20 protein-coding genes, 1 other RNA gene and 1 riboswitch are annotated in these 24,536 nt (G+C 40.6%); of the genes, 12 read left to right on the top strand and 9 right to left on the bottom strand.

The genetic code is table 11. The features are described 5' to 3' along the window. Positions 1-99: 99 nt before the first annotated feature. The 4 genes from ACFQ3S_RS19060 to argS all read right to left on the bottom strand — a co-directional run bounded on the left by ACFQ3S_RS19060 (position 100) and on the right by argS (position 7,199). The gene (locus tag ACFQ3S_RS19060; RefSeq protein WP_377167543.1) at positions 100-651 is read right to left on the bottom strand and encodes a hypothetical protein; all 552 of its coding nucleotides are present in this window, start codon (positions 649-651) and stop codon (positions 100-102) included. Continuing rightward, positions 641-2,134: a RagB/SusD family nutrient uptake outer membrane protein gene (locus ACFQ3S_RS19055; protein WP_377167540.1), complete on the bottom strand. Its 1,494-nt coding sequence runs from the start codon at positions 2,132-2,134 to the stop codon at positions 641-643. The genes ACFQ3S_RS19060 and ACFQ3S_RS19055 overlap by 11 nt, the downstream gene beginning before the upstream one ends. A 10-nt stretch (positions 2,135-2,144) precedes the next feature. Next, positions 2,145-5,180 carry a SusC/RagA family TonB-linked outer membrane protein gene (locus ACFQ3S_RS19050; protein ID WP_377167537.1) on the bottom strand — a complete coding sequence of 1,012 codons (3,036 nt, stop codon included), beginning with the start codon at positions 5,178-5,180 and terminating at the stop codon, positions 2,145-2,147. Positions 5,181-5,435: 255 nt separating this feature from the next. Beyond that, positions 5,436-7,199: an arginine--tRNA ligase gene (gene argS / locus ACFQ3S_RS19045; protein WP_377167534.1), complete on the bottom strand. Its 1,764-nt coding sequence runs from the start codon at positions 7,197-7,199 to the stop codon at positions 5,436-5,438. A gap of 86 nt (positions 7,200-7,285) precedes the next feature. On the opposite strand from argS, the gene ACFQ3S_RS19040 reads away from it, so the two are divergent. Beyond that, positions 7,286-8,731 (top strand): arginine deiminase family protein, encoded by a 1,446-nt coding sequence (locus ACFQ3S_RS19040; RefSeq protein WP_377167531.1) that lies wholly within the window; start codon positions 7,286-7,288, stop codon positions 8,729-8,731. 106 nt (positions 8,732-8,837) lie between these two features. Further along, complete coding sequence (gene ctlX, locus ACFQ3S_RS19035; RefSeq protein WP_377167528.1) at positions 8,838-9,824, top strand: citrulline utilization hydrolase CtlX; 987 nt, start codon at positions 8,838-8,840, stop codon at positions 9,822-9,824. Between the two features lie 258 nt (positions 9,825-10,082). Here the strand turns inward: ctlX and ACFQ3S_RS19030 are convergent, their stop codons facing one another. Next, complete coding sequence (locus tag ACFQ3S_RS19030; protein WP_377167525.1) at positions 10,083-11,357, bottom strand: hypothetical protein; 1,275 nt, start codon at positions 11,355-11,357, stop codon at positions 10,083-10,085. A gap of 233 nt (positions 11,358-11,590) precedes the next feature. Further along, positions 11,591-11,788, top strand: a riboswitch (cobalamin riboswitch). 100 nt (positions 11,789-11,888) lie between these two features. On the opposite strand from ACFQ3S_RS19030, the gene ACFQ3S_RS19025 reads away from it, so the two are divergent. The 5 genes from ACFQ3S_RS19025 (at position 11,889) to ACFQ3S_RS19005 (ending at position 18,538) form a co-directional block, all read left to right on the top strand. Next, a complete protein-coding gene (locus tag ACFQ3S_RS19025; RefSeq protein ID WP_377167522.1) occupies positions 11,889-13,940 on the top strand; it encodes a TonB-dependent receptor plug domain-containing protein in 2,052 nt (683 codons plus the stop codon). A gap of 3 nt (positions 13,941-13,943) precedes the next feature. Continuing rightward, the gene (locus tag ACFQ3S_RS19020; RefSeq protein ID WP_377167519.1) at positions 13,944-15,080 is read left to right on the top strand and encodes a YncE family protein; all 1,137 of its coding nucleotides are present in this window, start codon (positions 13,944-13,946) and stop codon (positions 15,078-15,080) included. 22 nt (positions 15,081-15,102) lie between these two features. Beyond that, positions 15,103-16,230: a YncE family protein gene (locus ACFQ3S_RS19015; protein WP_377167516.1), complete on the top strand. Its 1,128-nt coding sequence runs from the start codon at positions 15,103-15,105 to the stop codon at positions 16,228-16,230. A 6-nt stretch (positions 16,231-16,236) separates the two neighbouring features. Next, on the top strand, positions 16,237-17,139 hold the full coding sequence (locus ACFQ3S_RS19010) for a cell surface protein (RefSeq protein WP_377167513.1): 903 nt from the start codon (positions 16,237-16,239) through the stop codon (positions 17,137-17,139). A gap of 169 nt (positions 17,140-17,308) precedes the next feature. Continuing rightward, on the top strand, positions 17,309-18,538 hold the full coding sequence (locus tag ACFQ3S_RS19005) for a serine hydrolase domain-containing protein (RefSeq protein WP_377167510.1): 1,230 nt from the start codon (positions 17,309-17,311) through the stop codon (positions 18,536-18,538). Positions 18,539-18,617: 79 nt separating this feature from the next. On the opposite strand, the gene dinB is transcribed toward ACFQ3S_RS19005, so the two are convergent. After that, positions 18,618-19,802, bottom strand: coding sequence for a DNA polymerase IV (gene dinB / locus ACFQ3S_RS19000; RefSeq protein ID WP_377167507.1), 1,185 nt, complete (start codon positions 19,800-19,802; stop codon positions 18,618-18,620). Between the two features lie 73 nt (positions 19,803-19,875). Here dinB and ACFQ3S_RS18995 point away from each other — a divergent pair, with 73 nt between their 5' ends. From ACFQ3S_RS18995 to ACFQ3S_RS18980, 4 genes are all read left to right on the top strand, one after another. Next, positions 19,876-20,433 carry a 2'-5' RNA ligase family protein gene (locus tag ACFQ3S_RS18995; RefSeq protein WP_377167504.1) on the top strand — a complete coding sequence of 186 codons (558 nt, stop codon included), beginning with the start codon at positions 19,876-19,878 and terminating at the stop codon, positions 20,431-20,433. A 96-nt stretch (positions 20,434-20,529) separates the two neighbouring features. Then, positions 20,530-20,628: signal recognition particle sRNA small type (gene ffs / locus ACFQ3S_RS18990), an RNA gene on the top strand. 227 nt (positions 20,629-20,855) lie between these two features. Beyond that, positions 20,856-21,137 (top strand): GNAT family N-acetyltransferase, encoded by a 282-nt coding sequence (locus ACFQ3S_RS18985; protein ID WP_377167501.1) that lies wholly within the window; start codon positions 20,856-20,858, stop codon positions 21,135-21,137. Between the two features lie 12 nt (positions 21,138-21,149). After that, positions 21,150-22,121, top strand: a complete 972-nt coding sequence (locus ACFQ3S_RS18980; RefSeq protein WP_377167498.1) for a YpdA family putative bacillithiol disulfide reductase — start codon at positions 21,150-21,152, stop codon at positions 22,119-22,121. A 106-nt stretch (positions 22,122-22,227) separates the two neighbouring features. Here the strand turns inward: ACFQ3S_RS18980 and ACFQ3S_RS18975 are convergent, their stop codons facing one another. Next, positions 22,228-22,821, bottom strand: a complete 594-nt coding sequence (locus ACFQ3S_RS18975; protein WP_377167495.1) for a DUF6580 family putative transport protein — start codon at positions 22,819-22,821, stop codon at positions 22,228-22,230. Between the two features lie 202 nt (positions 22,822-23,023). Here ACFQ3S_RS18975 and ACFQ3S_RS18970 point away from each other — a divergent pair, with 202 nt between their 5' ends. After that, a complete protein-coding gene (locus ACFQ3S_RS18970) occupies positions 23,024-23,761 on the top strand; it encodes an SRPBCC family protein (protein ID WP_377167492.1) in 738 nt (245 codons plus the stop codon). Positions 23,762-23,842: 81 nt separating this feature from the next. On the opposite strand, the gene rplT is transcribed toward ACFQ3S_RS18970, so the two are convergent. Continuing rightward, entirely contained in the window at positions 23,843-24,187 is a 345-nt protein-coding gene (rplT, locus tag ACFQ3S_RS18965; RefSeq protein WP_377167489.1) for a 50S ribosomal protein L20, read from the bottom strand. 79 nt (positions 24,188-24,266) lie between these two features. Continuing rightward, positions 24,267-24,467 carry a 50S ribosomal protein L35 gene (rpmI, locus tag ACFQ3S_RS18960; protein ID WP_166586142.1) on the bottom strand — a complete coding sequence of 67 codons (201 nt, stop codon included), beginning with the start codon at positions 24,465-24,467 and terminating at the stop codon, positions 24,267-24,269. Between the last annotated feature and the right edge of the window lie 69 nt (positions 24,468-24,536).

Genomic DNA, 24,536 nt, shown 5'->3' with positions numbered 1-24,536 from the left:
ATATGTGCTTTGACATAATAATAAACCCCAAAAGTTTTTGTCTAACTTTTGGGGGTCACTTCAATTTTTGATACAGCCCTTTACAAAAAAATTTAAACCCTAATTTTGAGCTATACTTAAACCTAAACGCTTATCATTCTCACTAACTTTAATTGTTTCATTACCTATTAGTTCTAACACAAGAACTTTTGGCCCTGTTGTAGTTGCGCCCGGATTTAAAATATCAATTGATATTTCTCCGAAACTCGAGTTAGCTGGTATTGTAAAGCTCCCACTTGTATTAAAATGTGTACCGGCTACAGCAGTTGTTACATCAGGTACTACACGATATGTTAAAGTAGTCGCATTGCTCGATTGTGAACTAACAAAATTCACACGAACTTTAATTGTTCCTGAACTCCTATTTATTAGAGGATCAGCAGTAAATGTTGACGAGGTTGTAGTTACAATGGTTCTACCATATCCAGGTACACGGGTAACTATCGGATAAGTTGCACCAGATGCATTAGCATTATACACTGAGGCATCAAATTCTATTTGACTACCTGCAAACACAATTTCCTCATTTTTGGCACATGCAGAGAAAAGTGTAACTAATAGGAATAGTATATATATATAATTTCTTTTCATTTTCTTTGAATTAATATCCATTATTTTGTTTCAAATTAGGATTTCCATCAAGATCAGCTTGTGGAATACCAGGTAAAATTACATCATCAGTAAATGCAAGTGTAGTAGATGTAGCTGGTTTTAATATGTCTAAACCCCTTCTTTTTAAATCAAAAAACCTATGACCTTCAAAAGCAAATTCTACTCGATCTTGCAATAAGATCTGATTAATAAGAGGAAGCCCAGTTAAGCCAGTAACATCGGCCAAGCCCCTATTTGCTCTTATACGGTTAACATCTAGTAATGCAGAAGCCGCATCTCCGGTTTCAGCATAAGCCTCCGCCCTGTTCAAATAAAGTTCTGCTACGCGGAATACGGGAACATTATCTAAGTTTATAGAACCGTTTTTACCTAAAAATTTAGTGCATTCAACAAATGGACTACCTCTACCTGTAGTTCCAAGTTCAAACAAAAGATTTCTTACATCACCACTTCGTGCAGTTATAGCCGCCGCAGTAGTACCATTTCCTGTTGCCGTAATACCTAAATCAGCAAGCATAGTGCTCGTTGGTACTAAATCACCAAATCCACCTGTTTGAGCACGATTACCTCGGATCACCAACGTTGTGAATGATGTTTGTAATGATTCATTAACACCAATGTTTTCCGAATTTATTTGAAATGTTACCTCAAATATAGATTCTGGATTAACACCTGTACTCCATCCATTTATATAAGTTGATGGACTTAAAAGTCTGCTTCCTACAAGGTTAATAGCTTCTGTTGATACAGCTATAACTTTGGCAAAATCTTTTCTGTAAAGTGCTACCCTTGAATACAAAGCTAAAGCAGTAGTCCTGTTCACACGTGAAACTGCACTTGTTGTATTTATTATAGGCAAGGCATCGTCTAAATCCTTATAAATAGCATCATAAGTTGCAGTTAATGTTGCGCGTGATGGTTTCAAAGCTAAAGCATCCGTAATATTTGTAGTAGCCTTAAATAATAATGGCACTCCACCGAATTCTTTAGCCGCAACAGTGGCTCCCGGAATATAAGCATAAGCTCTTACTAAATCAAATACTAATAAAGCTCTTAAACATTTAAGTTCACCTATATATTGGTTTTTCCTTGCATCTGTAAGAGTTGGACCTGTAAGCGCTGGAATTGCTTCAAGAATTTGGTTTATTTTGTTAATATTGTTATAAGAAGTAGCCCAGTGTGAAAAATGAGCCCCCCTTACATTTCTCGATTCGTTTAGCAAACGACCAGATTTGTTGGTAGCCTGTCCATTATCTGCCAATGCATCTGGTAAAGTAATTAAACGATTACCATACAAGGCTGTACTTTTTAATGTAGAATACACCGATGTTATGGCCGCGTCAACGTTGTCTACATTTGTAAGTGCTGTTTCCGCCGGAATTGATTGCCTCGGTTCAACATCAATGGTATCAGTGCAAGATGCAATAGATGCAACAAGTAAACTTGCAAAAATGCATTTTATTATATATGAATTGTATTTCATGTTATTTTAATTAAAGTCCGATTTGAACGCCAAATGTGTAATTTTTTGTTTGAGGAATAATACCTAAAGCGGTACCAAAAAATTCCGGGTCGTAGCCTCTGAAATCTGAATAGGTAGCTAAATTTGTAGCTTGCAGGTAAACTCTTAAAGTTTGAACTTTTACCTTATCTAAAATTTTCTTTGGTATATTATATCCTACTTGAATTTCTTTTAAACGAATATAATCAGTTTTCAAAAAAGTTCTGGTGGAACCTAATACATGATTTGAGCCTTGTGGCTCAATACCGCCAGAGTATGGCCTAGGTACACTTGTTATTTGACCTGGTGTTGTCCACCTGTTTTCGTAATAATAATCTAAAGCATTAAGCGCTCTATTACCATTCTCCATTAAGAATACCAATTGCCCGTCCGATTGCTTCCTACCATACTGATAATTAAATAAAGCATTTATGTCAACCCCATAAATATTAATCGTGTTGTTAAAACCACCAAAATATTTCAACAATGTAGTTCCAATAACTTTCCTGTCTGTTGATGCTTGTGGCAAATAAGTGGTATTTCCATTTACATCATACCACATTGGGCGACCGGTAGCTGGATTTACTCCCGCATATTCATAAGCATATATTGCGCCTATATCATTTCCTATCCTGAATGATGGATCACTTGGTAATACCTCTAATCCATCATAAAGTTTAGTGATTTTATTTTTTATTCCTGTAAAGTTGAAACTAGAAGTCCATGTAAAATTTTTACTTTTAACGTTTACAGTGTTAAATTCGATTTCGACACCCTGATTGTAGATTGTACCAACGTTTGCTCTAACAGAACCATAGCCTGTAGTAGCTTGCAATGGTTGATCTAACAATAAGTCAAGTGTGGTTTTACGAAAAACTGTTACACCACCAAATATCCTATTTTTAAGTATAGCAAAATCTAAACCGGCTTCTATAGTTTCATTAGTTTCCCAACCTAAATCTGGATTTGATAATCCAGATGGTGCAATACCAGATAATCCGCTGTAAACACCGCCACCGCTATATAGCGCTAATGCATCAAAGTTTCCAATTTGATCATTACCAGTACGCCCGTAACTTGCTCTTAATTTCAGTCCGTCTAACCAATTTATATCTTTAAGAAAAGATTCTTGACTAATGTTCCATGCTCCTGAAACACCACCAAAGTAACCAAATTTATTATTAGCTCCGAACCTGGACGATCCATCACGACGACCTGTCAAAGTTATAATATATTTTTCTGCATAATTATAGCTACCTCTTAATAATAAACCAACACGTTTATAACCTGTTGTAAATTCACCAACACCTATTGGATTTGCAGCAGAGTTTAGATTGGTAAATTCAAAAGATGGAAAACCATCAGCTGATGCACTTATTGAATTTTGTTTATCGTTTCTATATTCAAATAAAGCTGTGGCATCTACTTTGTGCTTAGTATTAAACACTTTGCTGTAGTTTAATGATTGTGTGGTTAAAATATTCGTGTTCCAATCTGATTGCACTTGCCCTAAGCCCCTTCTTGCAGAAGCATCGTTAGTTCTTGGATCGCGATAGCTTTTACCTTGCACCAAACGATAGTCCATAGAATAAAATGACCTGAAGTTTAAATTGGGTATAATTTTATAGTTTGCAGCAAATCCTGCAATTAATGCATTAGTACGCTGAAAACCCGAATTATATTCATTAACTGCAATAATATTTTGGTTTAAAACAGTTCCAACTACTTGCCCCGATCCTGGCAAACCATAATAAGTGCCGTTAGCATTGTATATTGGGGTTGATGGTAAAATAAGTGATGACGAAAATGCAGGATTACCTAAAGTAGAACCATCAGTTGCAAAAGGCAGTTTCTGATCAAATGTTGATAAATTTATATTTGTTTCAAAAGACAACTTATCATTTGCCTGATGGTTCAAATTTATTCTAAAAGTACCTCTTTTAAAATCTGCTTTAGTTATAACTGCATTTTGAATATTGTATGAGCCAGAAATAAAGAAAGTGGTTTTTTCGCTACCACCGCGGGCTGACAGTTCATAATTACTTACTATACCTCTCCTGTAAGCTGCATCCTGCCAATCTGTAGTTGCTAAATCTGCAATTTGTGCTTCAGTTGTTGTAGTCGGCAAACCCATTTCAGATATTTGAGAATTTAATACAGCTGTTGCTGTTGCTGTTGGATTTGCGTTAGTCAAAGCTTCTTTACGCATTTGGAAATACTGCTGCGCATTTAATACATCAAACTTCTTTATAATTGATGAACGCCCGGTGTAATAGTTAAGGTTAAATAATGTTTTACCCGCCTTACCTTTTTTGGTTGTTACAATTACAACACCATTTGCTGCTTGTGCACCGTATTGAGAAGCTGTAGCAGCATCTTTCAGAACGTTTATAGATTCTATATCGTTCGTGTTAATAGATGCCAAAGGATTTGACTGTGTAAACGATGCAACGTTAGTAGTGTTTAGTTGTACACCATCAACTATATACAATGGCGTACTACCAGCATTAACAGAGCCAATACCCCGTATAATTACGCTAATTGAACCACCAGGAATACCATTGTTTGATTGTACTGCAACACCCGCAGCCCTACCCTGTAAAGCTTGCGCAACACTGGTAATAGGTTGATTTTGAAAATCAGAGCCTTTAATTGTAGCTACTGAACCGGCAACTTCAATTTTTCTTTGTACGCCGTAACCAGTTACAACAACTTCACTTAAAGCACGATTATCGGATACGAGTTTAATATTATACACATTACCCGAATTTAAACTAACGGTTTGAGATGCATAACCCAAATAAACAAATTGTAATGATCTTGCGTCTGAAGGCAAATTAATGGAGAAACTGCCATCAGCATTTGTTTGCGTTCCTGTTGTACTGCCTAATACCTTTACAGATACCCCCGGTAAAGGCTGACCATCATCTGCACTGGTCACATTACCTGTAATTTTCCTGCTTTGTGCATAGGCGCTGTCGAACACGCATATACTCATCGCCAGAAGAATAAGTAAAATTTTCTTCATTTGTTAATAGTTTTGAGTTAAAAAAATAGTTTTCAGTGCTGAAATTATAGAAAACTATTAACTAAAGCTAATATATTCAGAAAAAAACATCTTTTTTTTCTGAATATATTACAAATGTGGAAATATGAGCATTTATGCAAACAACAATTATAAGTGCCGTGCAAAATTATCCCCTTTTAATTAAGAAAATATAATAAATTTTATATGATGATGAAAAGCATTCAATTAAATACCATAAAGCAAATTAATTGAGCATTACATTCTCTCAGGCACATTTATTCCCAATAATTTCATTCCATGGGCTATAATTTTAGCCGTTGTAGAAGAAATTTTTAACCTAAAGTTTTTTAAACTACTACTTTCGGCCTGAAGAATTGATTTTTCGTGGTAAAATTTGTTATAAATCTTTGCTAAATCGTAAATATAGTTGGCAATTGCAGCCGGATTAAATTCTTTAGCTGCTATTTCAATGGTTTCGGGGTATTGGCTTAAAGTAATAATCAGGTCCCGCTCCAATGGATCCAATTCGCTTGTTAAATTTGTTTGCGTTATATCGCCCGCCCTGCTTAATACCGATTTAATACGTGCATGTGTATATTGTATAAATGGCCCGGTGTGCCCTTGAAAATCTACAGACTCATTAGGGTCAAACAGTAAACGTTTTTTGGGGTCTACCTTCAACAGGAAATATTTTAGGGCACCCATACCTATCATATAATATAGGTGTTGTTTATCCTCATCGCTATAACCCTCAGTTTTACCTAATGCTTCGGTTTGCTCTTTAGCGGTAGCTTCCATTTCTGCTATCAGGTCATCGGCATCAACCACCGTACCCTCGCGCGATTTCATTTTACCCGATGGCAGATCGACCATACCGTATGATAAATGATACAGGCCCTTAGCCCAGTTCTTCCCCAGCTTTTGCAGGATGAGGAATAGTACCTTAAAGTGATAATCCTGCTCATTGCCTACCACATAAATAGATTCATCCATACCAAAGTCATTGTACTTCAGCTGGGCTGTACCTAAATCCTGGGTAATGTAAACCGACGTACCATCGGCACGTAATACTAATTTCTGATCCAGGCCCTCTTCAGTCAAATCTATCCACACTGAGCCATCTTCCTTTTTAAAGAAAATACCTTTAGTCAGGCCTTCTTCAATAATATCTTTACCTAATAAATAGGTGTTAGATTCGTAGTAGTACTGGTCAAAATCAACACCCAGTTTTTTATAGGTCTTGGCAAAGCCATCGTACACCCAGGTATTCATGGTTTTCCATAAGCTAATCACTGCTTCATCACCGGCTTCCCATTTTTGCAGCATTTGCTGGGCTTGAATAATAAGTGGTGCAGATTTTTTAGCTTCCTCTTCGGTTTTCCCAACCGCTTTCAGGTCTTCTATCTGCCTTTTGTACTCTTTATCAAATATTACATAGTACTTCCCTACCAAATGGTCGCCCTTTAAGCCGGCCGATTGCGGCGTTTCGCCCTCCCCAAACATTTGCCAGGCCAGCATCGATTTGCAGATGTGAATACCACGGTCGTTAACTAAGTTGGCTTTCACTACTTCATAACCGGCTGCCTCCAAAATAGCAGCTACCGAATAGCCCAGTAAATTATTACGCACATGGCCTAAGTGCAAGGGCTTATTAGTGTTAGGCGACGAATATTCCACCATCACCTTTTTGCCATTAGGCTGGGCAATACCAAAACTTTCTTTGCTGATGGTATTGTTGTAGATGTACAACCAATAGCTGTTAGCAATAGAAATATTCAAAAACCCTTTAATAATATTAAAATCTGATACCTCGTCGATATTTGCAAGTAAGTACTCCCCCACATCTTGCCCGGTTTGTTCGGGCGATTTGCGGGAAAACTTAGTGAACGAAAAAGTAACAATCGTTACCTGACCTTCAAACTCCTTACGGGTTTGTTGCAGGTTAATATCATTTGCGGTAATGGTGGTATTATATAGTTGCTGAACAGCTTTTATGGTAGCGTCGATAATAAAATCCATTCGGCAAAATTAAATAAAATGACTTAACCTGCGGCTTTAAATAATTTGATTAATAATGAATAACTTTGTTTGCTTCTATCCTATTTATGACATCACCTGCTAAATCAATAAAACTTAACGTTAACTCTGAAATTGGCACTCTTCGTACATTACTGATCCATAGTCCTGATAGTGGTTTAGGAAAGGTAGTGCCCTCCAAAGCTCAAGACTGGCTTTTTGAAGACATTGTGCATTTAGATACTATGCGCAAAAACGAGTATGATTATTACATTAAACTACTGCTTTATTTTTTAGATCCAGGTAAAATTAAAGGTAAACTACATCAAATTGATGAGCCCCAGGCCGAACGTAATTTCTACAAACCCGATCATACTGATTTTTATGCCTCTAATAAGGTAATTGAGATACAAAGCCTCCTGGCCGAAATACTGGAAGATAAAGGTATCCGCGAAAAACTAACGGCATCGGTTTGTGCCATAGAAAGCTGCAATTACCGTTTACAACAACAGTTGAACAATACGCCGCCAATTGAGCTGGCCAAGATTTTTATTTCGGGTTCGCTTAATAAGGACGAGATGATATTTTCTCCAATTCCAAACCTGATATTCTCCAGAGATATTGGCATAACCATTAACAACTACTTTTTACTGAACAAACCGGCTAAAAAAGCCCGTTCACGCGAAACGTTATTGGCAAGATATATATTATTCAATCACCCGATGTTTGCTAACTATCAACATCACATACTCGAGATCACCGAAAGTATCCAGCATTTCTTACGCCCGGGTAAAGACCAGGAGGAGAAGACCACTTTAGAAGGTGGCGATGTAATGGTAGTTAGTGCCAACCATGTTATTATAGGTTGTAGCGAACGTACCTCCCTAAGTGGTGCCCACGAGGCCGTTAAATTATTGTTTGAAAACAAGGTAGTACAAAAAGTTACGATGCTTAAAATACCACATAAGCGCGATTATATGCATATTGATACGGTTTTTACCCAGGTTAAACGCAATGTTTGGGTGATATTAGGCTCATTGGCCAAAGCCGATCAAGCCAAAACAGAAGACAATCCTGCAAGCTGGTTCAGCGAAAAGAAACTAAAAGACCGGACCGAAATTGTACAATTTACAGCAGGGGAAAATAAGCCCCGCACGTTCGATAGCATTGAAGCACTCTTAACTGACATTAGTACTAATGACCTGCATAGCACCGAGCAAATACAGTTTATCTATTCTGGCAATAACACCTTCCCTTTTGATGCGCGAGAGCAGTGGACAGACTCCTGCAACCTGCTGGCCATTAAAGAAGGGGTTGTTTTAGGATATGACCGTAACGATAAAACCATAGAAGCTTTCAAACAAAACGGTTTCAGCGTAGTAAAAGTTACCGATCTGTTACAACAATTTGAGAACGATGAAATAATACCCGCAACTATGGAGGATACACTGATCCTAATGCCCTCATCAGAACTTTCGAGGGCACGGGGTGGTTTTCATTGCATGAGTTTGCCTCTGTTTAGAGATGATATTTGAAATGAGAAAGTTGAAAAAATTCGTTAATCAGCAGAGATTTTTTATGAATTAATTAGATATTTCTTCATCAAAGTTCATTATTCCTCATTTTTAAATATTTGTTGAATTGAACATTGAAACAGCTGAAATACCAGGAAATACTAAGGCATTAACACCGGTATTTAAACGCAACGCAATGACCCAGGTTACCTCCCATTTGTTAATGATACGCCCGGCCAGTTTTGGCTTTAATGAGCAAACTGCCGAAAGCAATGCCTTCCAGCAAAAAGGTGCATACCTACAAAAAGTACAACAGAAGGCCTTACTGGAGTTTGACACTTTTGTTGAATTATTACAAAGTTATGGTGTTGACATTACCGTTATTCAAGATACGGAAGATCCCAAAAAGCCCGATGCCATTTTTCCGAATAACTGGGTATCATTCCATAACAACGGTGATGTTATCATATATCCTATGCAAGCCCCAAACCGTCGCTGGGAACGTAATGAAGAAATTATTAGCCGGTTGAGGGAAAGGTTTAAGATGAATCATGTTATTGACCTGAGCAGTTTTGAAGCGCATAACAAATTTTTAGAAGGTACCGGAAGCATGGTGCTCGACCGCGAAAATAAGATTGCCTATGCCTGCCTATCGCCCCGTACGGATGCCGAAGTGCTGGATGCCTTTTGCCGGCGCCTAAACTATAAGGCCATTTCTTTTAACGCTACCGATGCAAAGCAGAAAACTATTTACCATACTAATGTAATGATGTGCTTAGGCAGCCGGTTTGCGGTGATCTGTTTAGATAGCATACAGCACACTGTTGAAAAAGAAATTATTAAAACATCGCTTACAAATACAAACAAGGAAATTATAGCCATAACACTTGAGCAGATGAACAACTTTGCCGGCAATATGTTGGAAGTACAAAACAAGGATGGTCAAAGCCTGCTCATCATGTCGCGAAGCGCTCATCAATCATTAACAGTCAAACAGGTTCAAAGCTTAAAGCAATATTCGCAAATAATATCGGCCAATCTGAGCACCATTGAAACCATTGGCGGTGGCAGCGCCCGTTGCATGATAGCTGAAATACATTTGCCAATAGTTTAAATTATGGTTGATTGAGTTAAGAAGTAAGTTACTCTGCGTATTTACAATTGACATTGCGGGAGCGTAGCACGCAATGTCATTAAGTTAGGGTAAACAGCATTGCAAATAATATCGAATAATGAATTTCGAATGTCCAATACCGAATTTTCCCCTTCATCATTCAATATTGGGCATTCAGTGGTTGAATATTAAAAAACATCAATCCCTTAACTTAACCACATTGAGCATAGCACGCCCACTTTAATAATATGGCCACATCTACAGTGGAATGACCCCTCTTTGATAATATGCTTTAATACCCTTTCGCAGGTAACCACCATCATCATCCGCAGGTTCGTTTGGTGCAGTTACCCCATCACGTTTAAGATCCAGGTAGGTGGTGCAATCATTAGATCCCCAGCCAAACAGGAAAGCGATGACCCCTGCTTCGGCATACTGAGCTATTTTTGTTTTGTTTCCATTTTGCATAACCGGCTGTAAAAAGTACTGTACCCGGTTATCTTTATAATGGCCCGGGGTACTGTTACAACTTGCGGTTATAGTGTTTCCCATTTGTATTTGCCATAATATAATTTTCTTGCCAATATCCTGGTTCAGCTTTTTTAAATAGCGCTGAAAACGATCATAATCGCTTAAATAATCATTATCTGCTTTAGGTTCCATTGACCACCAAGAGTTTAGTCGTCCGTACACTAATTGATATAAACCGGCATCCCGATCAGAAAATTCAGAAAACAGCAAGTCGAAATTAGCATTTAACGATTTGTAGTAATTTGCAGTTTGCCCGGCATGAGTTTCGGGGTTATATTTATTGCCTATTACATCAACCCCTGTTGACCATTGCGATGCATGCCATCCCAGCAATACATTGGGCGCATATTTATTACGCAAACTAACAATGGCTTGTGCTAAACCTTTAGCATCGTTGCTAAATCCCTGCACATCGGGGTGGTTACTTTGACTTACTTTGATACTTCTTTTGGCAGGATCATCTTTATACATCTGCATATAACCAAACAAATCAGGCTCGTAATGTATAACCACAGTTTTACCATAGCTTTTGCATATCTGAAGCAAAAATTTAAAGTCGTCAAAATACTTATTCATCAATCCCGCATCATTTAAATTAATAGTGGCGGGCTCCTGAAAACGGTTTCGGGCCGGAACAATATTATAATAGGTAAAAACCGGGATCTTACCCATTTTGCCAATTTCGGCTAAGAAGTTACGGGCATACTGGCCGCTCGGCCAGTTCCATGTAGTCCATCCGTTAGAAAATATATCCCCGGCTAAATAAACATAAACATAATCAGCTTCGGGAATGAAGCTTGCTTTCTGTGATACATCCCCTTCAATACCAAAAGCCATGCGTTTTGGCAAACCTAAAGGTACTGTTGCAGTGCTGCTGATGGCTGTTGTAGCAACCATCTTGTTTTCAATATAGGGCGCAGTTTCATTTACAGAAACGGTAACTTCTTCCTTTTTACAGCCGGCAAAAATCAGAAGCAATACAAATAATAAAAGTCTTTGCATATACAGTTAAATTATATTAGGGTATAATCCGTGGTACGCAATGTAACAGATTTTGTTACAAACTCCCAGTTAATTTTTTAAATAATTATTTTATTTATTTTCAATTATTCAAAATAATCTTTCTAACTTTCAGTTAACGAAAATGCGAGAATTCTTGTGACATATTCAATATTTAATACAAGCTTAAAATTCAGCATTTACAAATTTACGCTCTCTTTCTCCTGGCCAATCGTTACATTTGCCATGCTTTTGGTTTCCGTGGCATCGCCCTACGGAATTAAAAGGGAATATGGTGTAAATCCATAACTGTCCCGCAGCTGTAAGTTCTATTTAAACCAAAGTCCATTCTTAGTCACTGTGTGCCGCAAGACACATGGGAAGACGGACCAAGGGGAACAAGTCAGAATACCTGCCTCGAGCATTTACAATTCATAGCTTTCGCGGATTGAAGCTGGATGGAGATACTTTTCGTGTTATTCATTTGTAGTGTACAATTTTCGGTTTGCTGTGGGGTATTAACTCACAACACACATGAAATTACCTGGGGTTAACGCGCTTTGGCGTGCTGGCTTTTCTGTAAAATTTAAATTTGCTGTAGCCTTGCTGGCTATAACGGCAAGCCACCGCTTTGATCTTGAAGCACAGGTAAAACCGGTAACCGATACAGCTAAAATTCACCGGTTACAGCAGGTACAAATATGGTCGGGCTTTAATACGTTGCCTGCCTCCTCGCCTACACCGGCTCAGGTTTTAAAAGGAGCGGCTTTAGAGCGGTTGAACAACCTATCGGTGGCCGATGCCATCCGTTATCTTTCGGGCGCACAGTTAAAGGATTACGGCGGCACAGGCGGGTTAAAAACGGTTGATGTGCGTAGCTTAGGCAGCAGCCAGGTAGCCGTATTTTATGATGGCGTACAATTAGGCAACGCTCAAAACGGACAAGTCGACCTCGGTAAGTTTTCGCTGGATAATATAGGTGCGATAGAACTTTACAATGCACAAAAGAGTACCATCTTTCAACCGGCACGTGGTTTGGCTGCGGGTAGTTCGGTTTACCTGACGGCAAAACGCCCTGTATTTATGCCGGGCATCACTAACCAGTTTAAAGCCGCTTTCCGTGCCGGGTCAATGAGCTTAATCAACCCTTCGGTGTTATGGAACCACCAGATCAGTACCCATACATACAGCACCGTTAATACTGAATATACACGTTCTAACGGGCAATACCGGTTTCGTTACACCAACGGTTTTTATGATACCACTGCCAACCGTAACAATGGCGACATAAATGCCTTACGTTTAGAAGCCGGTATAAACGGCCAATTACGCGATAGCAGTACCTGGTGGGTTAAGGCTTACCTGTACAATTCGGAACGGGGATTACCCGGTGCTATTGTAGCCAATAAATTTGATTATAACCAGCGCGAATGGGACCGCAACGTATTCATACAGTGGGGTTACGCAAAGCAGGGGAAGTTTTACAGCCTGATGGCCCATGCCAAATATGCTAACGATTACATGCGGTATGTTGATCCTGAAATAGTAACCACCAACGGTTTTTCAGATAGCCGTTACCATCAACAAGAAGTTTATGCATCCATAGTTAACCAATTTACCATTAGCTCGTTTTGGAACATAGCTGCATCGGTAGATTATGTTCGGAATGCGATGCAAAGTGATATCTACCGATTTACCTATCCTACCCGTAACACCTTACTTTCGGCTTTAGCCACACAGTTAAAGTGGGAAAGGTTAAATATACAGGCCAACCTGCTGGGTACCTTTGCTACTGAAAGCACCCAGCTATTTAAACCTGCTCCAAACCGGACTAAGTACACCCCGGCAGTAATGGCCTCGTGGCAGCCATTTAATAATACAGCGTTTAGGTTACGCGGATTTTATAAAGGTATATACCGTTTGCCCACATTTAACGAATTGTATTACACCTATGTAGGCACGGCCAACCTTCGCCCCGAATATAGCCGGCAGTACGATGCTGGCTTTACCTATCAAATGCTGAATCCCGGTAAAGTATTAAAGCAGATCAGTATTCAAACCGATGTTTATTACAATCAGGTTGATGACAAAATCATAGCTGTTCCGGGACAAAACCTGCGCCGCTGGACCATGGAAAACATTAGCCGTGTCAGCATTAAAGGATTTGAAACTAATATTCAAACCGGCTGGCAATTAAGCCCCGGTATGTTCTTAAATAGCGGAATAAGCTACACCTATCAGCAAGCATACAATGTTACTACAGGTAGTGCCTTTAACCAGCAAATTCCCTACGCACCTAAAAACAGCGGCTCTGTACTGGCGGGTGTACTTTGGAAACAAGTGAGTATTAACTACAGCTTTATTTATACAGGTGAGCGCTACAATCAAAAAGTAAGCATACCGGCTAATTATGTAGAACCCTGGTACACGCACGATGCATCGGTTATATGGCAAATTGCTTATTACAGGCACCAGTTAAAATTAGGGATGGATGTAAATAACCTATTTAACCAATATTACGATGTGATTACCAACTTTCCTATGCCCGGCCGCTTTTACCGCTTTAAAATCAGCTTCAATTACTAAATTATGAATAAACAAAGTCGCTATATATTTCAATGGTTTGCTTTAGGCATCATTTGCTTGCTGATCACCTCTTGCCGCAAAGACCCTAAACCCATTGCCGAGGATGTGGAAACACTTTTTCCAGCTAACCCTTCGAGCTTAATTAAAGGCGTTTATATACTTAACGAGGGCAACTTGAACATGAACAAGGCCTCGTTAGATTATGTGGATTATACCACAGGCCTGTATCGCCGCAACACCTATAACCAGGCTAACCCCGAAGTTACCAGGGGGCTGGGCGATGTGGGCAACGATATGGCCGTGTACGGTTCCAAACTATATGTAGTGCTCAACAATTCTAATAAAATAGAGGTTCTTAATGCCAAAACGGGCAAGCGTATTACCCAAATTAACCTGGTGAACTGCCGGTATATTACCTTTAATAACAATAAAGCCTATGCCAGCGCTTACTTGAGTAGCGTGGGCGATCCGAACGCACCCAACGGTATTGTAGCCGAAATTGATACCACTACTCTGCTCATTGAACGCCGTGTAACCGTTGGCCGCCAGCCCGAGGAAATGGCCGTAGTGGGTAACAAACTTTATGTGGCTAATTCGGGTGGGTATAGTCCGCCCAATTATGAGCGCACCTTGTCGGTAGTTGATTTGATTTCGTTTAACGAAACCAAGCGCATTGATGTAGCCATTAACCTGCAACATGTAAAGGCCGACCGCTATGGCGATTTGTACGTGAATTCACAGGGTGATTATTTAACCGTTGCGCCAAAACTTTATGTGATAGATACCCAAACCGACCGGGTAAAAAAGGTATTTGACCTGCAGGCTCAAAACTTTTGCATTGATGATGACCTGGCTTACGTGATAAGTACAGGCTCAGGAACCAGTCAAAAATACGCCTACAACCTTATTAATATTAAAGAGGAAACCCTGCTTATCCAGCAGTTTATAACCGACGGCTCGCAGAACCAAATCTTAATTCCGTACGGAATGGCGGTTAACCCGCTTACCAAAGAAGTATTGGTGACCGATGCCAAAGACTACGTAAGTCCGGGCACTTTATACTGCATTAACCCCAACGGCTCCCGTAAGTGGAGCGTAACCACCGGCGATATTCCGGCCCATTTCGCATTTATTTATTAACATATATACCATCAACAAAAACATGAAAACAACACTACGTTGCTCCAGTAAAACTACCCTGCTTGTATTTGCAAGCTGCCTGTTGCTTTTTAGCTCGTGTAAAAAAGACAATGACGAGATAGAGGCAATAGACCCCGAAATAGAAAGTACCGCAGGTGTGTACATGCTTAGCGAAGGCAGTTTTGGTTCGGGCAACAGCGAAATCACTTATTACGACATCAAATCGGGCGTAACGCAAAGGAACTATTATAAAAAAGTGAACGGTACCGATCTTGGCGAAAACGCCACCGACCTGCAACGTCACGGCAGCAAAATGTACTGCGTGGTTAGCGGCAAAACCAAAGGGCAATCATTTGTCGATGTGATGAACGTATTTACCGGTAAAACTCTTAAACGCATATCTTTTAACTCAGCCAACGATGCATACTTTCCGCGTTCGGTTACCTTTTATCAAAATAAAGCATACGTATCTTGTTACGATGGCAGCATTAGGCGTATTGATACCGCCTCTTTAGCTATAGATGGCGAAGTTAAACTGGCTACATACCAGGAAGGCCTTGCCGTAGCCAATGGTAAATTATATGTGGCCCAGTCTGATTATACCTTCACAGGTAAAAATACGGTATCGGTTGTAGACCTGGCCACATTTGCCAAAACCAAAGATATTACGGTGACCATTAATCCTGTTAAAGTAGCCGCGGCTACCAATGGCGATATTTATGTAATAAGTTATGGCAACTACAGTAACATTGCCGGCAATTTAGATCGTATTAACAGTGTTACCGATGCAAAAGTAACCGCAACCCCTGTTGCAGGTGTAGATTACAACAGTTCGATAAGCATAACGGGTTCTGCAGCATACATGTCGGTCACCGATGCGGCTACATTTTCATCCATTATTAAACCCCTCAACGTAAGTAACGGTACTTTGGGAAACAGCCTTGTAACCGATAACGCTACCATTGGCATACTTTACGGCCTTACTATCGATCCTTTTAGTAAGGAGGTTTATGTAGCCGATGCCCTAAGCTATACCAGCACTACCGGTAAAGCTTACTGTTTCGGTACCAACGGCAAAAAGAAATTTGAGTTTGAAACCGGCCAAAACCCCCAGCACGCGGTATTTATTTACAACTACAAAAAGCAATAGCACTTCATGATACATCACCGTAATTATTTAAGCAAACTGCTGATACCCGCGCTTTTTATAAGTTTGCTTGTTTTAAACGCCTGTAAAAAAGACAGTCCCGATGAACCGAATGTTGAGAAGGAAGCCTCCATCAGGCCCTTTACCCCGCATAGCAGCGCCTATGTAACCCAGCTATTGAGTTATACTCCTGCACCAGGGCAGTTCATTAACACCCCATCGGGCAGTATGGATGCTGCAAAAGGCATTCTTAAAGGAAAAGACGGCTTGGTGAGTTTGGGCTTTTTTGGCGGCAGCATTGTTTTGGGTTTCGATCATACGGTGCTCAACCGAGCCGGTAAGGATGATTTGATAATCTATAATAACTCATCGGTAACCTTTGCCGAACCGGGCGTAGTTTGGGTTATGCAAGATAAAAACAACAACGGCCAGCCCGATGATATATGGTATGAACTGAGCGGCAGCGCTCAAAACCAAACCGGGTACACTAATAATTACTCCATTACCTATATACGTCCTGTTACATCCATAAGCAACGTTTCCTGGACGGACAGTAAAGGCAATTCGGGCGTGGTAAAAACTAATATGTACCATACACAGGCTTATTACCCGGAGTGGATTACTGCCGATAGCTATACGCTAACCGGTACCTTGCTGCCCTCAACCAACATTAACAGCAGTAACCCAACGTTTATTACCAGCACCCCGTTCACATCAGGCTATGCTGATAATACACCGGGCGGCGATAAATTGGATATAGCCAACGCTGCAGATGAAAAGGGAAATAAGGCAGCACTTAAAGGGATTGATTTTATAAAAATTCAAACAGGGATCCCTTTTAACGCGGGTTGGCTGGGCGAAATGTCAACCGATGTAAAAGGCGTAGCTGATTTAAGCTTCGCCGGAATATAACTGAGATAATTGGGTAATCGTTATTCACGGAATGATAAGGATTGGTCTGCCAGGTAAGTTGTTACGTAACTTCTGATCAGCAGCAAGACTTCTCTTTATCACTCTTGGTGATCACTGTTATTTTAAATACACCTTTCAACTTCTTCCCTTTCCTGCTTATCTTAACCGAATGAAAAAACACCTTGTCCTCGTTACGTTAATTTTCATAGGCTTCGCCACTTACAGCCAAAAAAAGACTAAAACTATAGCATACTTTCCACCTGCGGGTGCCTGGCAAACTCAAACGCCTGCACAACTGGGCTTAAACGCGCAGGCTATTGAGCAAACCATCAGTTTTGCCCGGGCGCATGAAGCTAGGTCATCGCGCAATGGAGAATTGTCGCAATTTCAAAGTTTTGGCAGGGAGCCGTTCAGCGAGGCGGTAGGGCCTTTAACCGAGCGTGGCGGCGCATCGGGATTAATTATATACAAAGGATACCTGGTAGCGCAATGGGGCGAGCCTAACCGTGTTGATATTGTAAACAGCGTGACCAAAAGTTTCCTGTCCACATTGGTGGGTGTAGCTGTTGACCGGGGACTCATTCGCAGCACTGCCGACACGGTTGCCAACTATGTACCATTTGTGGAGCCATATAACATAGCTATTAATACTACCGGGTATGAAGCCGCACAAGGCAATCTCATTTATCCCTTCGCATCGGCACATAACCGGCGGTTAACCTGGGAGGTTATGCTGCGCCAAACCAGCGATTGGGAAGGTACGCTTTGGGGAAAACCCGATTGGGCCGACCGTCCGCAAGGGGATATTGAACAATATAAAACCCGTAAACGTAATGAGCCGGGCGCGGTATATAAATATAACGATGTGAGAGTAAACGCGCTGGCGCTGGCGGCCACATCGGTTTGGCGCAAAGCTTTGCCGCAAGTATTAAAAGAAACCATTATGGATCCTATCGGTGCTTCCACCACCTGGAGGTGGACGGGTTACAGGAGTTCATGGATCATTATGGATGGTCAGCCCGTGCAATCGGTAAGCGGTGGCGGGCATTGGGGTGGCGGCATGTTCATTAATTCGTTCGATATGGCACGTTTTGGACTGCTCACCCTACGCAAGGGCAACTGGAATGGCAAGCAGTTGATTAGTGAGCAATGGGTTAAACAAGCCCTTACCCCTACCACGGCCAATACCGGTTACGGTTATATGAACTGGTTTTTAAACACCGACAAAAAGCTGCTGCCCTCGGCACCGGCCAGTGCCTGGGTACACATTGGCAACGGTACCAACATGATCTATTGCGACCCGGAACACGATGTGGTTATGGTAGTACGCTGGATTGAAAACAAGGAAATGGATGGCGTGGTGAAAAGTTTATTGGAAGCGTTCCCTCCTACCAACTAAAAGGGTTTAAGGAAGAGCATAGAATCAAGTATTTCATAAAAACAAGCATATCCTGGCTCTTGTTTCTTGTCTCTTGTATCTAACCCGAATGAAACGGGTTAAAATTTCTTTGTCCAATTTCCATACCTGCCGCCCTGCAAACGGTTTTGTTGCCGTATTTAAAGTTTATGTTATCCATAGCCTTGTATAGCTTAATCTGCTCTTCATTATCTTCAAACAAGTTGATCTGGTAGCTGCCCGTGCAAAGCTGGCTTAGTTTTACGCCTATTAACCGTATGGGCCGGTGCTGGTTCCAGGCGCGTTTAAGCAAATTTTTTATACCGGGTATTAAAATATGCTCTGCTGATGTTAAGGCTATCTTCTCCTGCAAAGTATGTGTCTCAAAATTTGCGTAACGTACTTTTATAGCTAAACACGATGCCAGTTTGTTTTCGCTGCGGAGTTTAAAAGCCAGTTCTTCGGTCATGGATACGAGGATGGTTTCCAGTTGCTTGCGGTCGGCCGTATCTTCATGAAAGGTATGCTCGGTAGAAATGGATTTACGCTCGCTATGCGGAACAATCTCGCTGTCATCAATACCGTTGGCCTTATCCCATATATACTTGCCTGCTTTACCAAATACGCTTTGTAAAAAGATCGGGTTCGCCCTTTGCAGGTCACCAATTTTTTCAATGCCGTAAGCGTATAGCTTTTCGCAGGTTTTTTCGCCAAGCATAGGTATTTTGCAAATATCCAGCGGTGCCATAAATTCCTTTTCGCATCCGTGATCAATACGTAGTTGTCCGTTGGGCTTAGCCTGGTTGGTAGCCATTTTAGCTACGGTTTTGCACGATGCCATCCCGAATGATATAGGCAAACCGGTATCGCGTATTACTTTTTGGCGCAGGTCGGTAGCCAACTGGTAAGGATCGTAAAAGCGGTCCATACCCGTAAGGTCTATATAAAATTCATCAACCGAAGTTTTCTGGTACAGCGGCACCGAGTTATGAATGATGTGCGTTACCTCGCGCGATGCTTCGGAATACCGGCCATGGCTGCCATGCAAAAATATGGCATGTGGGCACAGTTTATAAGCCTGCCTGCTGGGCATGGCCGAATGAATACCGTACTGCCGGGCCTCATAACTGCATGAAGCTACCACACCCCTATCCTTAGAACCACCGATGATCACCGGCTTGCCTATCAGTTCGGGGTTAAGCCTGCGCTCAACCGAAACAAAGAAAGAATCGAGATCGATATGTACGATATGTCTTTTAAATACCACAATACAAATGTGAAAAAAAGATTTGATTTTTTACTAATATTATTAGCATTTTTGTGGGGTTATTGTTATTTTTATGGAAAGCTATTACGATTACCTCTTTTTGCTGCAACCTTCCGAACATGTTAAAAAACAGATCAATCATTGCAAGTTTAAAGCATCCGATTACATAGGCCCTTACCCTGGCATGAAATCTACCGCGCATATTAGCATTGAAGATCTTACCAGGCAAAAGCCCTATGTAATTAAATCACTCATTGATGGGGTGCGCAACAAAATTGCCAGCATGCCGCCGGTTACATTACAGATAGACGGTTTCCAGTTCTTCACCCATAATGAAAATTATATGACTATTTATGCCGCCATTAAACCTACTTATAAAAGCGATAACTGGTTTAGCTTGCTCAAAAAACAATTAAACTCTAAAACAGCCATTACTCCACATATTACCGTAACTAAACACATCCCCGTTGATGCCTTTTACAAACTCTGGAGCGAACTGCGGCTGGTGAATTACAAGGAAACATTTACGGCCGACAGGCTTACTATATTGCAACGCGAAACCTTTAAACCCAATGCCAGGTATGCCATTTATGAAGAATTGCATTTCAAGAACGAATTAAGGTATCAATAGCCCAGCATAATTATTTTTAGCTATTGACCATCAATTGCTTAACAACAAGTTTACATTTCATTAGCCCATAACCAATAATTTTTCTACTTTTGTGGCGGGTAAGTCTTTTACGACCAGCTCCTCTTGAACTCCCCCAGGGTGGGAACGCAGCAAGGGTAGAGAGTTGAGCGGTGCGATAAAAGTAGCTTACCCATTTTTTTTGCCCAAAATTTCGGTTTCAGGGTTTTTTTCTTACCCGCGCTCCTTTTTTCATTCCTTACCACATTCCTATTTTTCTCATTATCCCGCTCCTCTTTCTTCATATCTGTTATTGTCTTTCCTTCAATGCCCCATCTCAACACCCCAACTCTTTCTGCTATATCATCTAAATATCATTATGTAATTATTGTCCATCAATTTTAGCAATACAGCGTTAATGGAGTATGCAGATCAAACACCACTACAGTAATGATGATGGTATATTTTATATAGTTAACGAGGGTAAACGTATGGGTGATATGCGATATATGATCTCTGATAGTAACAAGATGGACATTTACCACATCGAGGTAGACCCTCAAATTGAAGGACAAAATTGGGGAAGCCAGTTAATTGAGGCTGCTGTAAATTATGCGCGCGAAAAGCATCTAAAAATAATTCCATCGTGTACCTTTGCTAAAACTGTATTTACCCGCCACAAAGAGTATCATGATGTGCTGGCTTAATTAATTTACCTTATGCTCGATCTCATTATTATTGGTGGTGGCCCTATCGGACTCACCTGTGGGCTTGCGGCCCAAAAAGCCGGACTAAGCTTTGTGATTCTGGAAAAAGGAACACTGGTAAATTCGTTATATAATTACCCTTCCACCATGACCTTTTTTTCCACTTCCGAAAAACTGGAGATCGGCGGTTACCCTTTTGCTACAACGCATGTAAAACCTAACAGGGCCGATGCCCTTGAGTATTACCGCCGGGTGGCTTTAAATAACGAACTGCCTTTAAATTTATTTGAAGAAGTGACCGCCGTAACGCAGGAAGACGCCATTTATACAGTCAGCACCAAAAAAGCCACGTACGCGGGTAAGCATATTATCATAGCTACCGGCTTTTATGATATTTCAGTGAACTTAGATATACCGGGCGAAGATTTGCCCAAAGTGAAGCACTATTACCAGGACCCACATTTTTTCACCCTGCAAAAAGTGGTGGTGGTTGGTGCCAGTAATTCATCGGTTGATGTGGCTTTGGAAACTTACCGCAAAGGCGCACAGGTAACTATGGTGGTGCGCGGCAGCGAAGTGAACAGCCGGGTAAAATACTGGGTACGGCCTGATATTATGAACCGCATTGAAGAAGGCAGCATAAAGGCCTACTTTAACTCCAACCTGAAAGCTATACGTGAAAATGACGTGGACATTGAAACACCCGAAGGACTGATTACCATTGCTAATGATTATGTAATGGCTATGACGGGTTATAAACCCAATTTCGATTTCCTGAAAAGAGTAGGCATCCGGTTATCTGAGGACGGCAGGTTTATTCCGAAATATAACCCCGAAACTATGGAAACTAACCTGCCCGGCGTTTACCTGGCCGGTGTGGTTTGCGGCGGAATGGACACACACCTATGGTTCATTGAAAACTCACGTGTACATGCCGAAATGATATTGGCTGATATAATGCGCAGGAAACAAGTTACATACTGATCGGTTTTTTAGTAATTGTAAGTCTGAGCTTGTCGAATACTTGTACGCTCCCCACGAGTTTTATACGAGCTCAAACTGATATGAAGTGAGTACTTGCAAAACCCTCTTATCTCGAAACAGACAACTTATTAACACTGGCCGGGCTAAACTTAGCTTTATATAATTCGTAACCGCCGAACAAAACACCACCAAATACCACATCGGCCAATAGCATATTCCGTTCGAACGGGATAGCCATTAATAACGATTCGCCGTAACCTAACAAGCCTTTGGCGTAATAACTGCTGTTTAACCAAGGCTCAATATCGGTTAGCAGCCAATGTACGGCTACACTGGCTAAGGAGGCCAATAGCACATTGGCAACGTTCACTTTTTTAATCAATCCGCCAATTAACACCATAATTATTAAACTGGCATACAACCATAAAGCACTATTGCCATACCAAATCACCAGCTTGTTCATATACAGGTAATTCACAAAAATATCGGTCACAAATAAGGTTATTACCGATACTAAACCAGCCTTCCATTTATTGGCGAAATAAGCGCCGCCAAATATAGCGGTTGCACCCAGTGGGGTAAAATTACTGAGTATAGGAAGATAGAAATTAACCAAACGCACAGCCCCGGTTAACACAACAGAAGCTATTATAACCAGTAACAAGGCTGGTAGGCTTAGCTTAACTTTTTGTAACAACATTTTTTGTATAATATATGCTTACAAATTTACCAATTTATTAGTTAGTGTTACCCTAACAGTCCCTAAAAGTTAATGCCCAACTTTAATTAGATAAAATCTTATTAAACCTTCATAACCAAACAAACACCTAAACTAATTTCAGATAAAGAAAACTTTAAATCAAACCGTACTGTTTACTCAATACCTATAAAAACAAAATATTATGGCAACTTCTGAATTAGAAAAAAAACCTTTAATAGAAGGTTTAACCGATGGCCCCATTAACCTGGAATGGCCCGAGCGTTATATCTCTATAGCCGCCGGCGTAAAAATGTCGTTATCTGGCTTAAAAAATATTTTCTCAAGTCCTTTTAGCAGCATATTAAAAATTGGTGCCGGTGGCTACCTGTTAACCCGCGGCATTAGTGGCCATTGCGAGTTATATAGCCGAATTGGCAAAAACAGCACCGAGCCGGTTAGCGTAAATGTACGTTCATCTTTCACTATTAATAAGCCGCGCCAGGAAGTTTATGATTTTTGGAGAAAATTGGATAACCTGCCAAAATTTATGAAACACCTGGATAGTGTAGAAGTGATAGACGGCAAACGCTCGCACTGGGTAATAAAGTTGCCTGCTAATGTAACTGCGATAAACTGGGATGCCGAAATTGTGCATGACGAACCGGGACATGCCATTGGCTGGAGTTCGTTGCCGGGTTCTATTTTAGATAATGCGGGTAAAGTTCGTTTTGAAGATGCAGAAGATGGTAATGGTACCGTGGTTGATATAGTAATCAGTTATACTCCTCCTGCCGGTGGCGTTGGAACCGCTTTAAGCCATGTACTTAACCCGGTATTTAAAAACATGGTTGATGAAGATGTGCGCAACTTTAAACAATACCTGGATATTGATGATACCGAAAACAGCCTGGCCGGGCACATCCATAGCGCGGTGTTATAACATACCTTCATATAAATAAAAACAATAAAGCCTGACCATTTTATATGGCCAGGCTTTATTGTTTGGTATGTAACAGATCGCTTACTTAACAGCATCAACCACAGCTTTAAAAGCTTCCGGGTGGTTCATGGCTAAATCGGCTAATACTTTACGGTTTAAACCAATTTCGCTGGCGTTTAATTTACCGATGAATTGAGAGTAAGAAATACCATACTGACGGGTACCAGCGTTAATACGTTGGATCCACAAAGCGCGGAACTCTCTTTTTTTAGTTTTACGGTCACGGTACGCATACTGTAAACCTTTTTCAACTGTGTTTTTAGCAATGGTATAAACCTTGCTTCTGGAACCATAATAACCTTTTGCAAGGTTCATGATTTTTTTCCGGCGTCTTCTCGACGCGACTGCGTTAACTGAACGTGGCATTTTTTTGCTTTTTTGGTAGTGAGTGTTCCATTAAAGGAAACTTAACAAACTCGAATACCTGGTTAAAAAAATTAATGAATTACTTTCCGATACAAAGCATACGTTTAACGTTACCCATGTCGGCATCAGACACCATTGAGGTGTGGCCTAAGGCACGCTTACGTTTGGTAGACATCTTGGTTAAGATGTGGCTTTTGTATGCGTTTTTTCTTGCAATTTTACCGGTTCCAGTAAGCTTAAAACGCTTTTTTGCACTGGAATTGGTTTTCATTTTTGGCATAACACTTATTTATTTGGATGTGCAGATGACCGATATGCAAATATGCAGATGACCTGCCTTATCTACTAA

This window comes from Mucilaginibacter terrae (assembly GCF_042679325.1).
Taxonomy (GTDB): Bacteria; Bacteroidota; Bacteroidia; order Sphingobacteriales; family Sphingobacteriaceae; genus Mucilaginibacter; species Mucilaginibacter terrae.
The sequence above is the reverse complement of the archived record's forward strand: the minus strand, read 5'-3'. Positions and strand labels throughout refer to the sequence as shown.